At 54.7% G+C, this 17,859-nt stretch carries 13 protein-coding genes; 12 read left to right on the top strand and 1 reads right to left on the bottom strand.

The window, feature by feature from the left end; genetic code table 11:
• Nucleotides 1-19: 19 nt before the first annotated feature.
• Entirely contained in the window at nucleotides 20-259 is a 240-nt protein-coding gene (locus F7231_RS20690) for a hypothetical protein (protein ID WP_085412916.1), read from the top strand.
• Between the two features lie 212 nt (nucleotides 260-471).
• Here the strand turns inward: F7231_RS20690 and F7231_RS20685 are convergent, their stop codons facing one another.
• The gene (locus F7231_RS20685) at nucleotides 472-1,494 is read right to left on the bottom strand and encodes a ComEA family DNA-binding protein (protein ID WP_166693386.1); all 1,023 of its coding nucleotides are present in this window, start codon (nucleotides 1,492-1,494) and stop codon (nucleotides 472-474) included.
• 123 nt (nucleotides 1,495-1,617) lie between these two features.
• Between F7231_RS20685 and F7231_RS20680 the strand changes: the two genes are divergently transcribed.
• From F7231_RS20680 to F7231_RS20630, 11 genes are all read left to right on the top strand, one after another.
• On the top strand, nucleotides 1,618-3,135 hold the full coding sequence (locus tag F7231_RS20680) for a glycine--tRNA ligase (RefSeq protein WP_166693385.1): 1,518 nt from the start codon (nucleotides 1,618-1,620) through the stop codon (nucleotides 3,133-3,135).
• Nucleotides 3,136-3,146: 11 nt separating this feature from the next.
• Nucleotides 3,147-3,668 (top strand): acyl-CoA thioesterase, encoded by a 522-nt coding sequence (locus F7231_RS20675; protein ID WP_085412918.1) that lies wholly within the window; start codon nucleotides 3,147-3,149, stop codon nucleotides 3,666-3,668.
• A gap of 624 nt (nucleotides 3,669-4,292) precedes the next feature.
• On the top strand, nucleotides 4,293-7,007 hold the full coding sequence (locus tag F7231_RS20670; protein WP_166693384.1) for a c-type cytochrome: 2,715 nt from the start codon (nucleotides 4,293-4,295) through the stop codon (nucleotides 7,005-7,007).
• 106 nt (nucleotides 7,008-7,113) lie between these two features.
• Entirely contained in the window at nucleotides 7,114-7,878 is a 765-nt protein-coding gene (locus F7231_RS20665; RefSeq protein WP_166693383.1) for a 3-keto-disaccharide hydrolase, read from the top strand.
• A gap of 103 nt (nucleotides 7,879-7,981) precedes the next feature.
• Entirely contained in the window at nucleotides 7,982-9,040 is a 1,059-nt protein-coding gene (locus F7231_RS20660) for an aldose 1-epimerase family protein (protein ID WP_166693382.1), read from the top strand.
• Between the two features lie 57 nt (nucleotides 9,041-9,097).
• Nucleotides 9,098-10,321: a class I mannose-6-phosphate isomerase gene (locus F7231_RS20655; RefSeq protein ID WP_166693381.1), complete on the top strand. Its 1,224-nt coding sequence runs from the start codon at nucleotides 9,098-9,100 to the stop codon at nucleotides 10,319-10,321.
• Between the two features lie 116 nt (nucleotides 10,322-10,437).
• Entirely contained in the window at nucleotides 10,438-11,469 is a 1,032-nt protein-coding gene (locus tag F7231_RS20650) for a sugar phosphate isomerase/epimerase family protein (RefSeq protein ID WP_085412923.1), read from the top strand.
• Between the two features lie 27 nt (nucleotides 11,470-11,496).
• Nucleotides 11,497-12,651, top strand: a complete 1,155-nt coding sequence (locus F7231_RS20645; RefSeq protein ID WP_166693380.1) for a Gfo/Idh/MocA family protein — start codon at nucleotides 11,497-11,499, stop codon at nucleotides 12,649-12,651.
• A gap of 114 nt (nucleotides 12,652-12,765) precedes the next feature.
• Nucleotides 12,766-13,668, top strand: coding sequence for a ThuA domain-containing protein (locus F7231_RS20640; RefSeq protein WP_166693379.1), 903 nt, complete (start codon nucleotides 12,766-12,768; stop codon nucleotides 13,666-13,668).
• Between the two features lie 4 nt (nucleotides 13,669-13,672).
• A complete protein-coding gene (locus F7231_RS20635) occupies nucleotides 13,673-16,864 on the top strand; it encodes a PVC-type heme-binding CxxCH protein (protein ID WP_166693378.1) in 3,192 nt (1,063 codons plus the stop codon).
• A gap of 82 nt (nucleotides 16,865-16,946) precedes the next feature.
• Nucleotides 16,947-17,810 carry a sugar phosphate isomerase/epimerase family protein gene (locus F7231_RS20630; RefSeq protein WP_166693377.1) on the top strand — a complete coding sequence of 288 codons (864 nt, stop codon included), beginning with the start codon at nucleotides 16,947-16,949 and terminating at the stop codon, nucleotides 17,808-17,810.
• Nucleotides 17,811-17,859: the final 49 nt, after the last annotated feature.

Genomic DNA, 17,859 nt, shown 5'->3' with positions numbered 1-17,859 from the left:
TGCAAAGTCTCTTAGTTCTATGGATATTTGTAACACCTACCGAGATGACACCGTTAATATGAACTTAGACCAGTTTGTTTTACTATCGTCCGTGTTGGGCGATGAGTTGTACCGCGAAGATGGAAAGCAGTCGGCAACCGCCAGCTTAACCATTGAAAAGCATTTTCAGCTTTTGGCTAACAAGCCCATTGGAGCGTACATGACCAGCGGTTTACCGACCTTCTGGCCACGTAAAAAAACAGTACCGCGTTTCTTTTAGTGATTCCGATTCCGCGTTCACCGTAGCCAATTGCCAAGTACCGTAACGATTAACAAGGAGAGTACCGATTGCGCTTGCCCAAGTACCGTAACAAAAAGGAAGATTACCACGTAACAAACAGAAGAGTACCGAATACCAAACCAAGTAAACGTACCGTAGCTTGATCTTGAAAACCCCGCTCACCAGGCGGGGTTTTCGCTTTTTCAGGGTAGTCAAAAAGTGAGGTAAGGAGCGATCTGTTCAATGGTGCGGGCGCTCAGCACTTTAACGGCTTTCAACGCCTCGGGTGTACTAAAACCACCGTGCTGCGTCCGGTAGTTGACGATCACTTCAGCTTGTCGGCGCGACAGGTAGGGCAGACGGTCCAGATCCCCCGCCGAGGCCGTGTTGATTGGGATCTTGCGCACTGATGACTGCACTTTGGCGTATAGCGTCAACTCGGCCAGGTTAATGGAGTCGAGACCGTAAATTTCGGTGTATTGCTGCGGGGATAGAAAACCGCCAAGCCCGTCGCGATACTGTACAATGCGCGCTGCGAGTTTACTGCCAATGCCTTTCAGGGCGATCAACTGCGTAGTGTCGGCGGTGTTGATGTCGAACGGCTGAATGACCGGCTTTACGTAGCGTTCACGTGCCGGGGCCGCAGCCGGGGCGGGTAAACTTAGGCCGGTGGCCCCGGCCTCGCGTTGAGTATCGTTGGCACCACTGCCAGCCAACCGGGATGCATTGGTGGGTAGCTGAATATAGGGTTCCAGTGATTCGTACACGTCGGGCGGGAAATCGTAAATCTTCAGCAGGTCCTCTTTCTTGCGAAACTGCCCACCTTTGCTGCGGTATTTGTCGATGCGTTCGGCCATCCAGCGGGGGAGCCCTAACTGTTGCCAGCCTGCTACGCTTACCGTATTGGGGTCGAACGGAAACGGTTTCGCTTCCTGATACCGCTCCGATGTCTGGCGATCGTCGTCGGTCTGCGTCGACCCGAACGGACGCTGCTTGTCGCCGTAGCGGGCCTTGTCTTCGGCGGTCCCGGTTTGCTGCATACTGGCCAGCAGACTGTCGAGTTTCTGCTGATCACTGGCACTGGTTTCCTGGGTACGTGTAGGTCGTAAAACGGAATAAAGTAGCGGCGAAATCAGCAGCAGCACAATGAGCAGGAGCAGGGCCAAAACGCCGGTGGCTTCCTTATGCCCAATAGCGAATGTATCGGCCACAAAAGCGCGAAGTTGTTTTAACATGAAGGTGGTACGGTTGGGATACTAGCGGTAAAGTAAGTAGAAAAGGCGTGTAATAATCACTGAGGAAGGTATACGGCTGGATAGTCGGTGGTATTACGCGCAAAAGCTATCTTTGCGGCCATTATGACAACCAATACGTCGGCCGAAGGATCGGCCCCCGCTGCTCCGGCAACTACGCTACAGGATATTATCGCGCATGCGAAAGAATATGGCTTCGTATTTCCTTCGTCGGAAATATATGATGGCCTACAGGCTGTGTATGACTACGGTCAGAACGGTGTTGAACTGAAAAACAACCTCAAAACGGTCTGGTGGAAAGCCATGACCCAACTGCACGATGAGGTAGTTGGTATCGACGCCGCCATCTTCATGCACCCGCTGACCTGGAAAGCCTCCGGTCACGTTGATTCCTTCAACGATCCGATGATCGACAACCGCGACTCGAAGAAGCGGTACCGCGCCGATCAGCTGCTGGAAGCCAAAGCGGAAGAATACGCCAACGCTGGTGACGAGGCCCGTAGCAAAGCCCTGCTCGAAGAAATGGGCCGTCTGTTGGGTGCCGAAGACCTTGAAGGCGTACGCAACCTGATCATTGCTGAAGGCATTAAAGATCCAATTTCGGGCAACCAGAACTGGACCGAGGTACGTCAGTTCAATTTGATGTTCTCGACCCAGGTGGGTTCACTGGCCGAAGATACCAGCACGATCTACCTTCGCCCCGAAACGGCGCAGGGAATTTTTGTGAACTTCCTGAATGTGCAGAAAACGGGTCGTATGCGTGTGCCGTTTGGTATTGCCCAGATCGGTAAAGCGTTCAGAAACGAGATCGTAGCCCGTCAGTTCATTTTCCGGATGCGGGAATTCGAACAGATGGAGATGCAGTACTTCGTGCGTCCCGGTACCGAAATGGAATGGTACAACAGTTGGAAAGAAACCCGGATGAAGTTCCACCAGGCCATTGGTATCCCTGCCACCAGCCTGAAATTCCACGACCACGAAAAGCTGGCCCACTACGCCAACGCGGCCGTTGATATCGAGTACAAATTTCCGTTCGGTTTCCGCGAAATGGAGGGGATTCACTCGCGTACCGACTTCGACCTGAAAGCGCATCAGGAACTGAGCCGTAAGAAGCAGCAGTATTTCGATAACGACGTTGACCCGGCTACGGGCAAGCCCTACGGTAACTACATTCCCTATGTGGTGGAAACGTCGGTTGGGGCCGACCGGCTGTTCCTGGCGACATTTTGTAACGCGTTCACGAAAGAGACGGTAGGGGAAGGCGACCAGCAGAAAGAGCGGACGTACCTGAAACTACACCCGGCGCTGGCGCCGATCAAAGCGGCGGTGTTCCCGTTGGTGCGGAAAGACGGCTTGCCCGAAAAAGCGGAGCAGATCGTGAAGTCGTTGAAATCAGAGTTCCGCGTCATTATGGAGGAGCGCGACGCCATCGGTAAGCGCTACACCCGGCAGGATCTGATTGGTACGCCGTTCTGTATCGCCGTTGATTATCAGACACTGGAAGACGACACCGTGACAATCCGTTACCGCGACACGACCGAGCAGGTACGTGTGCCCATTAGCGAGTTGAAAGCCAAAATTGGATACGAGGTATCCATCGAGCGAATTCTAGAGAAAATGTAGAACTCAGTTTTATGTTCATACGTGACCCAAACCGGACGTACCCGGTCGAGACCGAAACCCGGACGATCATCCGGTTTCAAGACTGTGATCCGCTCCAGCACCTCAACAACGCCAAGTATTTCGATTACTACTTCAACGCCCGTGAAGACCAGGTGGCGAAGTTGTATGGCTTTGCACCGGCGCAGTTATTTCACGAATACAAGTCGAGCTGGGTGGTGTACCAGCATCAGATCGCCTACATCCGGCCGGCGCTCGTGAGTGAGTGGATTCGGATCATGTCGCGCATTGTCTACTTCGATATTGATACCACGATCACGGAATACTACATGACCGACGACCGAAAAGGGCAGTTGAAAAATGTGCTGTGGGTTACGTCTAAATATATCAGCATTGAAACGGGCAAACGGATTCCGCACCACCCGGCGGTAATGGACCTGCTGGATGCCACCAAGGTTCCTGATCTCGACGTACACGCGATCAACTTCAATGACCGGATTAAGGATATCAAGAATCAGTTGATGCACAACGTGTAATTCACCGAAGCAGACGCCAGAAAGGCGCTGCGAGACACCCTTCCCGGTGGCTTGCAGCGCCTTTCTGGCGTTACAGAATGCTTACACTGGTTACCTGAGAAGCGATTCGAGCGCGATTCCATTCAATCAATTTCCGGCGTGTCTAATCTTGTCTAAGCAGCGGAATTAGTCACTCATCAGGCGCGGCAGCCTGGTTAGACCAGGCGTCTGATCGAGGCTGGAAGAGAGCGTACACAGCCTGCATGCGGCTGACAGTGTGTGTTAGGTGTACGAATGGTGTATTTGGTTAAGCGATTGGTTAAAAGGTAGTTGAAACTGGTTTTAAATTAGCCTGACTGAGTGGGCGAATTACCAGAACAGATCTGTTCGGTGCGGCAGGCTACGTACCAGATAGAAGAGTTGAACTATATGAAGCCGTTAATAAAGGAGATGGCAGCTATCGTCGGGTCTGCGAGATACATATCCGGCACGTAATTTAACACACAGGCGGCTGGGTTCGCAGATTTACCATCAGTAGAATAATTCTAACTATAGTTTTCATATAAGTCAGATGAGGGTGTATTGTCTGCCGTAGAAGTACACCATTAAGGAAATAAGTCAATCATTTATACCCTTATAATCAGTATGTTAACTTCCGTCACCGCGGCTAAGCTTGGGATTGCGCTAAGTGTAATCGTTTTAGTAGGTACGTCCTGGATCAGTGGACGGCAAGTCCTGTCTGGCGAACGAATTGCCGACAGCACCAAAGTCGCCAAGCTCAAGGTACTGCCCGGCTTCAAAGCAGAGCACCTCTACAGCCCATCCAACAACAATCAGGGCTCGTGGGTGGCTATGACCTTCGACGATAAGGGCCGGATGATTACATCTGACCAATACGGGTCGCTTTATCGGCTTGAACTCCCGGTGGTTGGCTCAGGCGTACAGAGTCCCCGCGTTGAAAAGCTGAAGATCAGCATGAGTCCGCCCTCAGCGGCAAACCCAACTAAACCACGGGTGGGCATGGGCTACGCACAGGGCTTGCTCTGGGCGTTTAACAGCCTGTATGTGATGGTGAATCACCGGATCGATTCCACCTTTACGAAGGGGAGCGGGCTGTATCGGCTACAGGACACGGACGGAGACGATCAACTCGATAAGATCACCCTGTTGAAAGAACTGAACGGCGAAGGCGAGCACGGGCCACACTCGGTAGTGCTCTCGCCCGACAAGCAATCGATCTACGTGATGTGCGGGAATTTCACCGACTTACCTAAAATGGACGCTTATCGGTTGCCACCTGTCTGGAAAGAAGATAACCTGTTTCCGGCTATTAAAGACCCGCGTGGGCATGCCATTGATCGGATGGCACCCGGCGGCTGGATCGCCAAGATCGATCCCGAAGGCAAAAACTGGGAACTTGTCGGGGGTGGGTTCCGCAATACGTTTGACTTCGCGTTTAATGATGCCGGGGATATTTTCGGCTACGATTCCGATATGGAGTGGGATTTTGGCCTGCCCTGGTACAAACCTACCCGAATCTGCCACATCACTAGCGGGGCCGATTTTGGCTGGCGCACATCGGCCACCAACTGGTCGCCCTCGTTTGCCGACTGCCTGCCTGCTACGTTGAATATGGGTCAGGGATCGCCAACCGGCGTTTTTGCCGGTCATGGGGCTCGTTTTCCACAAAAATTTCAGAAAGCAATATACGCCTTCGACTGGAGCTTCGGTATCATGTATGCGGTGCATCTGCAACCGCAGGGGGCTTCGTATAAAGCCACAGCTCAGGAATTTATTTCCGGTTCGCCGCTACCCCTTACCGACGGCGTGGTTGGCCCCGACGGGGCGATGTATTTCCTGACAGGTGGCCGTCGTCTGGAATCTGATCTGTATCGGGTTACATACGCAGGTGCAGAGGCTACCACGCCGGATACGAAAGCGCCTGTGCTGACGGCAGAACATCAACTTCGAACCAGGCTGGAACAGTATCACGGCGCGCCGAAGGCGGGCGCAATTAGTGCGGCATGGCCTTATCTGAACCACCCCGACCGTTTCGTACGCTACGCCGCCCGTGTTGCCGTTGAGCATCAGCCGGTTGCCGAATGGCAGGAAAAAGCCCTGACCGAAACAGATCCGCAACGGCTCACCTATGCCCTGATTGCACTGGCTCATCACGGTGAGGCCACACTGAAAAGTCGGATGCTGGCGTCGTTGCTGAATGTGAAACTGAACGCCTTAACAGAGCAACAGCAGGCCGATGTGTTACGGGCGATTGAACTAGTATTTACTCGTATGGGCTTGCCTGAAGGCGCCGACCGCGCTAAGGCCATTGCCGTACTGAGCCCCCGCTACCCGGCTGGTTCGGCCATGCTGAACCGGGCCTACAGCAAACTGCTGATCTCGCTGGAAGCGCCGGGCGCGGTCGATAAAACGCTGAAGATGCTGGCGCTCAACAATGAAGACAACGGCCCCGTGGGCGGCGAAACCGTGACGGCATCGAGCGACCTGATCCTGCGCAACCCGCAGTACGGATTAGATATTGCCAAGATGCTGGCCAAAGTACCACCGGCTCAACAAACCTACTACGCCACCATGCTGAGCAGCGCAAAAACCGGCTGGACGCCCCAACTGCGTAATCAATATTTTGCCTGGTTCGCCAAAGCGTTTGGGTATCAAGGCGGTAATAGCTACGTTGGGTACGTCGATAAAGCGCGGAAACTGGCCCTGGCTAACGTACCTAAAGAGCAGTTCGAGCAGTATAACAAATTGTCGGGCGCTGATCTGTTGACAAAATCGGGCAATGATATTGCCACCGATTACTCACCCAAAGGCCCATACCGCAACTGGAAGCTGGAAAACGCAGTGGCAGTGGTAGATAGCGGCCTGATAGCCCGCAATTTCGAAACGGGTAAAAAGCTGTATTCGGCTGTTCTCTGCAGTCGGTGCCATTCGATGGGCGGACAAGGTGGCGATATTGGCCCCGATCTGACGCAGTTAGGGACCCGCTTCTCGAACAAAGACATGCTGGAGGCCATTATTTCGCCCGATAAAACAATCTCCGACCAGTATGCGTCGAGCATTTTCACGCTGAAGAACGGACAATCGGTGCTCGGTAGGCTCATCAACGAAGACAAGGCGAACTACTTCATTTCCCAAAACCCCTTTGCTTCGGACCAACTGCGGAAAGTGGCAAAGAAAGACGTGGTGTCGAGGAAATATTCCCCTTCATCGATCATGCTGCCCGGTTTGATCAACAGCCTGAATGCCGAGGAACTTAAAGACCTAGTCGCCTACCTGAAATCGGGCGGTAATCAGGCCAACGAAGTCTACAAACCGACCGATAGCGGTAAAGGAAAGTAAGGTGCAGGTACGTTACCGGGGCGTATCGCTTCGCCAGGCCATCTATCTCGCGAAACCTGGCCACGCAGAAAAATTGCATACATAGCTGATATCAACTCAAGACTGCATGCTTAAAAAGGTAATACTGCTGGTTGCTGTCATGGCTGCCGGCCTGACAACGACTTGTGAAGCCCAGACCAGCAAGGCGAAAAAAGACGGCTTCGTGCCTATATTCGACGGGAAGACGCTGAACGGCTGGGAAGGTGACCCTACGTACTGGCGCGTGGAAAACGGTGCGCTGGTAGGTGAAATCACGCCAGCTACGCTACTGAAAACAAACTCGTTTATTATCTGGAAAGGCGGTGAGCCTGCTGATTTTGAGTTTAAAGGCGAATTCAACATCACCGCCGAAGGAAATTCGGGTATCAACTACCGCAGCGATCGGCTGACCGATGTGCCGTTTGCCCTGCGCGGCTACCAGGCCGATATCGACGGCAGAATGCGCTATACGGGCCAGAACTACGAAGAACGCAAGCGGACCACACTGGCTTATCGGGGTCAGAAAACTACGATTCCCGTCTACTCGGGCCCGGCCACGCCCGAAGGAGTCCGCGCCAGTGTGAAGAACAACGCCTGGAACGGCCTCACGGTAACAGGTTCGCTGGGTAGCTCTGATTCGCTGAAGACTTTCATAAAAAGCGAAAACTGGAACACCTTCCACCTTATTGTAAAGGGTAACCGGCTGCAACACTATATCAACGGTGTGCTTATGAGCGACGTGACCGATCTGGACACCGTCAACGGCGCATCGAAAGGATTGTTGGGCGTTCAGGTGCACGTTGGCCCGCCCATGAAAGTGCAGTATAGGAATCTGATGCTTAAGACGTTATAGAAACTGGTTTGATGTTTGTCGTTTGAGGTTTGATGTCGCGCTGCTACCTTATCATCTGGTTGATCAGCAGCGTAACAGCAAACCCAAAAGCTCCTAATCCGCCTTGACAACCTACCCCTGGACAGATAAGATCAATAACCCGGCGCAGATCGGCGGCATCGAAACGGCTGTGCTCGACAACGGCGCTGGCCGGGGCGTTCGGGTCGCCTGGATCAACACCGGCACCGGACTACGGTTTAAAGTGGTCATCGACCGCGGCATGGACATTGCCGACGCGTTCTACAACCAGCATTGCCTGGCCTGGCTCAACCACTCGGGCATCACCACGCCACAACCATTCTCCGACCGTGGCCTCGACTGGTTACGTACCTTCAACGGGGGCCTGCTCACCACCTGTGGTCTGTCGCATGTGGGTGGCCCTGAAGCCGACGATTATGGCGAGCGGGGTATTCATGGGCACATCAGCAACGTACCGGCCGAGATCGAATCCATTCTTCAACCCGATCCCGTTACCGGCCAACTCACCATGAGCATTACTGGCCGGATGCGAGAAACAAAAATCTTCGGCCCCAGTCTGGAGCTGAAACGCACCATATCGGCCACGCTCGGTGACCCTACCATTCGGATCCACGATGAGGTAGTGAACCGGGGCAACACACCGGCACCCCATATGCTGCTCTATCATGTAAACTTCGGCTGGCCACTTGTCGACGAAGGGACGAAGCTGATCTGGCAGGGCGACTGGCAACCCCGCGAAGGCGGTATCAACGCTGCTATTTTTCGGGCCGACAATGACTTCAAAACCTGTCCAGCACCGCTGGAGTCCCACCTTGGCACCGGCGAAGCGGTCGTGTTTATCGACGCCAAACCGGATGCGTCGGGCTGGTGTACGGCCGGTTTGCACAACGCGCAACTTGGTTTGGCCGTTGCCATGCGGTTTCAGAAAGCGCAGCTTCCGTGGCTCACCAACTGGCAACACTGGGGCAAAGGCGAATACGTAACAGGTATTGAGCCCGGCACACACCCGCCCATTGGTCAGGCCAAAGCCAGGGAAAACAACACGCTGATTCTGATGCAACCAGGCGAAACACGGCAATACGATCTGGAACTGTCGGTGCTGAGTAATGCAGGGCAGATCGATGACTTTGTGACTAGTCGGTAGTCAAGGGCTACACCGGCCATCAGCCAATGACCTCTTTTCAAAAAAACTAAACCCTTTATGGAAACAACTGCCGCCATGAGTGTAGCTGAAAAAGCCCTGGAACAGGGAAAAGGAATTTTACGGCTGGCCCCCACCTGGGTGCCCCGGTCGTTTTGCGTACCCGGTCGGCGCATCAAGCTCCACCCGAATGACTATTATGTGCTAGGTGGCGAGCGGGGCGGCATCGACGAACGCTGGCTGTCGTCGACCACGCCCGCCAAGAACGGTCCGCTGACCGGCGAAAATGAGGGGCTTAGCGCCATTGTCTTTATGGATGGCGACAGGGAGAAGCAGTTTCTGCTGAAAGATGCCGTCGATGAACTGAAAGGCAGCCTGATTGGCGACCGGCTCTGGAATCAGTACCAAAGCTGGCCTATGTATTCCAAGTTCTTCGACAACATGGGGCCCCTGCCGCACCACCTGCACCATAACGATGAGCAGGCGGCGCATATCGGCCAACTGGGTAAACCCGAAGCGTACTATTTCCCCCCGCAACTGAATAATCACGGCGGCGATTTTCCCTACACGTTCATCGGTATTGCGCCGGGTACGTCCAAAGAGCAGATCAAGGAGTGCCTGATGAATTTCACCAAAGGCGACAACAAGATCACCAACTACTCGATGGCTTATCGCCTCGAGCCCGGCACTGGCTGGGACGTACCCCCCGGATTGCTTCATGCGCCTGGGAGCCTGTGTACCTACGAGCCGCAGAAAGCGTCAGACGTATTCGCCATGTACCAGTCGCTGGTCAACGAAGCCATTATTCCCGAAGAGTTGCTCTGGAATGGCACGCCCAAAGACCGCATCGGCGATTACGATCAGTTGATGGAAGCCATTGACTGGGATCTGAACGTTGATCCTCAGATGATGGCCAATCGATTTATGGCGCCGCTGCCTGTGGGCGACGTTGACGTCATGAAAGCGGCCGGGTACGTCGAAAACTGGGTTTGTTACAAGTCGGATGCCTTCAGCGCCAAAGAGTTGACGGTCATGCCGGGCGCTACCGTCACCATCGAAGACAGCGCTGCCTACGGGCTGATCGTAATGCAGGGCCATGGCAAGCTGGGTGTGTGGGATATTGAAACGCCCGCCCTGATCCGCTACGGTCAGCTCACCAACGACGAGTTCTTTGTAAGCGAACAGGCCGCTATGGAAGGTGTAACGATCGTGAACCCATCCACCACCGATCCGATCGTGATCCTGAAACACTTCGGCCCGAATAATCCAGATTTGAAACTGTGACTTAGACGCAAGAGCTAAGCCGCGGAGGTTCACAAAAATTCTCTTGACTTGCAGACAAAATAAAACCTCTGCGTAACTCCGTGGCCTGGCTTTTAACTCCATTACTCCCAAACATCATGAACGAGAATAATTATCCTAAACTACACAATGCCATGTGGCCTGGCGTGGTCGGTAAAGGACCCGACTCTGAGCCCGTTATTGCCTTCGATACCATGCTGGAACTGACCGCTGCGGCGGAGGTAGATGGCGTGAAGTTCGATGGCGTTGACTTGGCCCTTTTCGAGCATATCGACGTTAATCTGGATGATGATGGCATTAAACGTCTGGCCGATAAAGTGTCGGGCCTAAACCTGAAAATCGGCTCGCTGGTAGCACCTATCTGGGGTGGTCCGGCTATGGGTAGTAAAGAGGAACGTACCCAGTTTGTGGAGATGGTACGTAAATCGTGCCATATCGGCCAACGGCTGACCGAGCTGGGTGTTCGGCCCAGCGGTGTGGTCCGGATCGACTCGGCCAGTTCGCCGCAGAGCTGGGATGCCGACCCCGCCGGGAATACCAAACTCATTGCCCAGACTTTCCGCGAGGCCTGCGATGTTGCCGCCGATTATGGCGAGAAACTGGCCGCCGAAGGTGAAATCTGCTGGGGGGGAATGCACAGCTGGAAAACGATGGTGGAAACGCTCGAAGCCGTTGACCGCCCGAACATCGGTTTCCAGGCCGACATGGCTCACACGCTGCTCTACCTGCTCGGCTACAACCGGCCGCAGGACCGAATTCTCCCCGCCGACTTTGACTGGAACGACCGCGCCGCCCTGACCGAAGGGCTGAAAACCGTAACGGCCGCCCTGCGCCCCTGGACCATCGACTTCCACGTGGCACAAAACGACGGAACGGTATTCGGCTCGGGTTCGCACGATAAAACAGGTCGCCACTGCCAGGCGCTGGACCCCAACGGCAAACTCGACGTGGCCAATGACGCGGGTTTCTGGCTGCGCGACGAAAACGGTCAGCTCACCAAAGCGTTCAAACACATTTGCTGGGATGGCTGCATGTTCCCCAACGCCGTGATGACCAACCAGCAAACCTGGAACGATATTCTAGCCACCATGATCCAGGTACGTAACCAACACGGCTGGTACGAAGCGTAGCTGGGAAACGTCAAACTCTCACCAAAAATGGCAACCAAAAAAGAACTCAGAATCGGCTTAATCGGAACCGGCCTCATGGGTCGTATTCACACCAACGGCTACTATCAGGTAGCTCATTTTTTTCCTGAGCTCGCTTACCGGCCTGTGTTGAAAGCTGTTTGTTCGCGCAATGAAGAAAATGCCCGCAAATTCGCCGAGCAGTGGGGATACGAATCGGTGGAGACCGATTGGCGGGCGATTATTGCCCGCGACGATATTGATGCCATCGACATCTGTACGCCTAACGATACCCACGCCGAAATTGCCATTGCAGCCGCGGAGGCGGGTAAAATGATTTTGTGCGAAAAACCGCTGGCCCGCACCCTGGCCGAAGCACAGGGCATGGTCGACGCCATTAACAAAGCAAACGTACCCAATACCGTCTGGTACAATTACCGCCGTGTGCCGGCCGTAACGCTGGCTAAGCAGATCGTTGAATCAGGTAAGCTGGGCAAAATTTTCCATTACCGGGCCAACTTCCTTCAAGACTGGACCATCAACGCCGACCTGCCGCAGGGAGGCACCGCCCTCTGGCGACTCGACGCCGACGCGGCCGGTTCGGGTGTGACGGGCGATCTGCTGGCGCACTGTATCGACACCGCCATGTGGCTCAACGGGGCCATTACGGATGTGTCGGCCATGACCAAAACATTCATCAAAGAGCGGGTGCACCAGACAACCGGAAAAGTGCAGCCCGTTGGGATCGACGATGCCTGTCTGTTTCACTGTCACTTCGATAATGGTTCGCTGGGTCTGTTCGAGGCAACCCGGTACGCGCGGGGCCATAAAGCACTGTATACCTTTGAAATCAACGGTGAACACGCGTCTATTCGCTGGGATTTACACGACATGAACCGGCTGGAATATTTCGATCATGCTGATGAGTCGGTGGTGCGTGGCTGGCGGAATATCCACGTGTCCGACGGCGATCAGCCCTACATGAACCGCTGGTGGATTCCGGGCACAAGCATTGGGTACGAACACACTTTCCTGCATCAGGTGGCTGATTTTCTGACCTGCCTGGAAACGGGTGAGCCCTGTTCGCCAACTTTCCAGGACGCCCTCGAAACTCAGAAAGTGTGTGAAGCCGTACTGGCATCGGCCGCTTCGAAAAGCTGGAAAGATACCGGCGTTACGGTATAAGGTGACCGTTTTTGGGTTTTATAGTATGCGGGTTGAAGCAGATTCCTGTCAATCTCGTTGAACCGCGTACTATAAAACCGGGTGCCCGCTCACTCATCCGCGTACTAAAAAGATATGAAAACAAACCGCCGTTCTTTTCTGCAACATTCCGCCAGCTTGCTGGCGCTTAGCCAACTGGGTTTATCCGAAGCCATTGCCGGCCGACTTAAACCGGCTGGGTCGAAGGCGGCCAAACCGTATGTAGTCTTTGTTACGGGCGATCATGAATACAGTGGTGAACTGACGCTGCCGGTAATTGCCACCGAACTGGAAAAGAAGTACGGCATGCGCACGAAGGTGCTGAAAGCGTACCCGGACTACAATGCCGAAAAAGATATTCCGGGCCTCGACGCGTTGAAAGACGCTGACCTGGCCGTTTTTTATCTGCGCTGGCGGCAACTACCTCAAGATCAGTTAGATCATATCGATGCGTACCTGAAGTCGGGAAAGCCCGTGATGGGGTTCCGGACTACGACCCACGCGTTCAATTTTCCCGCCGGCGACCCGCGTGAGCGGTGGAATAGTTTTGGTGAATTTGCCTTTGGTGCACCGCCGGGCTGGGGCGGCAAAGCACAGCATACCCACTACGGCCACAAAAGCACGACCGACGTAACCATCATTCCCGAAGCCGCCCAGAATCCGATTCTGACGGGCGTTGCGCCCGAATTTCACGCCGCATCGTGGCTGTATCGCGTCTTGCCCGACTACCCGGCCAAAGGAGCGGTGCCGTTGTTGATGGGCAAATCAGTTAACCCCGACAAGGCCGCTATCGACAATCCGGTGGCCTGGACCTGGCAAAATCAGTGGGGCGGCAAAGCCTTTCTGACCACATTGGGCCATCCCGACGATTTTCAGGTCGAGGCGTTTCAGCGGCTGGTGATCAACGCCACCCACTGGGCGACAGGCAAGGCTGTTCCCAAAAAATGGAAGGGGAAACTAGACATCAACGTACCCTACGGCCATCCTAAAAAATCCTGATCGAATGAACTCGTTCAAACACCTCAAGGTCGGCATTCCGGTTGGGCTTGCCTTGTCTGGGCTGGTTGCCCTTGTCTTCAGCGCCTTTCAGTTCGATCAGGCCGATGTCCTGCCCGTAAAAAAAGGGAGCCACATTATGCTGCTGGGCAACAACCTGGGCTCGCGGATGATGAACTACGGGCATTTCGAAACCGAACTTCAGGTACGTTACCCGGATGATATGCTCTACATCCGGAACATGTGCGACCCCGGCGATACGCCTGGTTTCAGGCCCCGGTCGAGTCGTTTTTCGCCCTGGGCCTTTCCTGGTGCCGAAAAATTTCAGACTGAACTCGCCAATAAATCAGACAGTCAGGGACAGTTTGAGTCGCCCGACGAGTGGCTGAAACGACTGAAAGCCGACGTAATTGTTGCGTTTTTCGGCTACAACGAGTCGTTTCAGGGACCCGCCGGACTGGCTAACTACAAAGCCGAACTCGATGCGTTTGTAAAGCACACGTTGAGTCAGCGCTACAACGGAGCCACGCCGCCGCAACTGGCACTTGTGTCGCCGATTGCGTTTGAAGACCTGTCAGGTACGTATGACCTGCCAAATGGTAAAAAGGAGAACGTAAACCTAGCCCTTTACGCCAACGCAATGCGGGAGGTAGCCGGGCAGAATAAGGTGTTATTTATCGACGCCTACGCGCCGTCTCAGCAGTGGTACGCGGCCAGTAAAGAACCCCTCACCATCGACGGCTCGCAGCTGAACGACGCAGGCTACAAAAAGCTGGCGCTGTTGCTGGCCGACCAGCTATTCGGCAAAACAACGGCCAAAGCAGAAGCCAATCGTAAGCTGGTGCAGGAGGCCGTGCTGGAAAAAGACTGGATGTGGCATAACGACTATAAAATCCCGAACGGCGTGCACGTCTACGGTCGTCGCTACAATCCGTTTGGTCCTGACAATTACCCGGCCGAAATTGAGAAAATCCGGCAAATGACCGCTATTCGCGACACTGCCGTTTGGCTGGCGGCATCGAAAGGGGCCCGCATGGACATTACGGCCGCCGATAAGAAGACAATACCGCTGCCGCCGGTAAAGACCAATTTTAACCCCGAAAAAAACGGGAGCCTGACGTACCTGTACGGGCAGGAAGCGCTGGCTAAACTAAAAGTCCCGGCGGGATACAAAATTGACCTGTTTGCCTCAGAGCAGGAGTTTTCCGATTTGGCTAAACCCATGCAAATGTCGTTCGACACGAAGGGGCGGCTGTGGGTGGCGGTGATGCCGAGTTACCCGCACTACAAACCCGGCGATGCTAAACCGAACGATAAAATCCTGATTCTGGAAGATACCAATGGCGATGGTAAGGCCGACAAACAAACGGTTTTTGCCGATGGTCTGCACCTGCCGCTCGGTTTCGAGATTACCAAAGGCCCAACTGGCGAAACGATGGTCTATGTGTCGCAGGGGACTCACTTTAAACTGTTTACCGATACCAACGGCGACGACAAGGCCGACAAGAGCGAAATCCTGCTTAGCGGCTACGATGACCACGACACCCATCACAACAGCCACGCCTTTACGGTCGATCCGTCGGGGGCAATTTATTCGGGCGAAGGGGTTTTTCTGCACACCAACATCGAAACATCGTACGGACCGGTTCGGGCAACAAACGGTGGATTTTACCGCTACTCGCCTCAACTCCGTAAGCTGGAGCGTACCGCGCAACTCGACATTCCAAACCCCTGGGGCATTGCTTTCGACGATTGGGGACAGCCTTTCTTCGCCGAAACGTCGAGCCCGGACGTGCGCTGGATGATGCCCGGCACCGTGTTGCCGCGCTACGGGCAGGCGACCCATAAATCGGTGCAACTCATCGAAGATGCGCACCGGGTACGTCCTACCTCTGGCCTGGAGTTTGTGTCGAGCCGCCATTTCCCTGACGACATGCAGGGCGACTTTTTGATCAACAACACCATTGGTTTCCTGGGAACGAAGCAACACACGCTGGTCGACGAAGGGACGGGGTATAAGAGCAGGCACCGGCAGGACTTGGTGGTGAGCGAAGACCGCAATTTCCGGCCCGTCGATATGGAATTTGCGCCCGATGGGTCGTTGTACCTCATCGACTGGCACAACATCCTGATTGGCCACATGCAGCACAACGCCCGCGACCCCCTGCGCGACCATTCGCTGGGCCGCGTGTACCGGATTACGTACCCGTCGCGCCCGTTGGTGACACCCGCCAAAATAGACGGTGCCAGTATCGATCAGTTGCTCGACAACTTGAAACTGCCTGAATACCGCACCCGCTACCGCACCCGGTCTGAACTGCGGGGACGGAACGCCGCGGAGGTGTTGCCTAAGTTGACGGCCTGGGTGGCAAAGCTGGACAAGAACGATCGGCGCTACGAACACCACCTGCTCGAAGGCCTGTGGGTAAGCTGGGGCCTGAACAAGGTCGATCAGAAGCTACTCCGCCAACTGCTGAAAGCCAATGACTACCACGCCCGGGCGGCGGCAGTTCAGGTGTTGCGCTACACGGGGCATCAGGTAGCCGATCAGGCCGATCTGCTGATGCAGGCTGTTAGAGATGATAATAGCCGGGTTCGGCTGACTGCCATTGCGGCGGCCTCGTGGATTGGCAAAGAAAAAGGGCTGCCCATTTTGGCCGAGGCGGCTAAAAAACCACTCGACGACTGGATGGTTCATGCGCACGAAACGGCGGTAGCGCACCTCAACGGCGTAAACGTTAGCAAGAAAAAAGAGGTGGCTGCGACCTCGAAGCTGAAAGGCGACGAACTGGCCCTGTTCAATACTGGCAAGGAGATTTATAACCGGGAAGGGTATTGCACGACCTGCCATCAACCTGATGGGCGTGGCCTTGCTGCCGCTGGTTTCCCGCCGCTCATGGGTACAAAGTGGGTATCGGGCAACGAAGAGCGCCTGATCAAGCTGGCGTTGAAAGGCGTGATGGGGCCGATCGACGTGAACGGAAAGACGTATCCGGGCCAGGTGCCCATGACCCCGTTTGGCGGTTTGCTGAAAGACAGGGAAGTAGCCGCCGTGCTGACCTACGTTCGGAATTCATTTGGGAACGAAGCCCCTGCCATTTCGCCCGATAAGGTGAAACAGGTAAGGGCCGCTACAGCGAGTAAAGTTGATTTCTACTCGCCCACGCAGTTGTTGAAGGAACATCCTATGGAAAAATAGGCACCGAAGCTCTAGCTTCGGTAGTGCTGCTATCGTTCATCGACCGCCGAAGCTGGAGCTTCGGTGCTACACCTTTTTACCTATGCCTTCACAAACTACGTCGCCCGTTGGCTTCAATCTCCTGGTCTGGACGGCGGCTATATCTGAGGAAATGAACCCGATTGCCGATCGGTTAAAGCAGATCGGGTATGACGGGGTCGAGTGTTTTATTGATAACCAGGACGTTAGCGTTTACCGGAAATTTGGCGAGCACCTGAATCAGGTGGGCTTGCAAAGTACCTGTGTGACGGTAGTTGGTCCCGACGAAAATCCGGCCAGCGAGTCGGCCAGCGTCCGGCGGCAGGCGGTCGCGCATCTGAAAGGCGCGGTCGACCGGGCACATGCGCTGGGTGCATCGGTGATTTGCGGGCCGTTTCACTCCGCATTTGCTACGTTTACCCGCCGCGAACCGCAACCCGACGAATACGCCTACAGTGCCGAGGTGCTGCATGAGGTGGCCGACTATGCGCAGCAGGCTAACATTGTGCTCACGCCCGAAGCCCTGAACCGGTTCGAGTGCTACCTCTGCAACACGATGGAGCAACTCGCGGAACTGGTACGTCAGGCTAACCACCCCCATGTGCGGGCTATGTTCGATACGCATCACGCCAACATGGAAGAAAAGCGGTTTCCCGAAGCCATCCGCACCATTGCCCCGTATCTGGCGCATGTTCACATCAGCGAAAACGACCGGGGAACGCCCGGCGATGGGCATATTCCCTGGGACGATACCTTCCGGACGCTGGCCGAAATCAACTACACCGGCTGGATGACGATTGAAGCGTTTACCCGCAATGACATCAACTTCGCCAATTCCATCAACGTCTGGCGGGAATACAGCAAGCCCTGGGAGATCGCCGAAAACGGTCTCAAATTCATCAAAGCCATGCAGGCTAAATACGCTTGACGTTTGAGGTTTGTCGTCTGTGGTTTGTGGTTGCGCTGCTTACCTACGA

The sequence above is a fragment of the Fibrivirga algicola genome (genome assembly GCF_011742925.1).
In the GTDB taxonomy this organism is placed as follows: domain Bacteria; phylum Bacteroidota; class Bacteroidia; order Cytophagales; family Spirosomataceae; genus Fibrella; species Fibrella algicola.
This window is presented reverse-complemented; position numbering and strand designations above follow the sequence as displayed.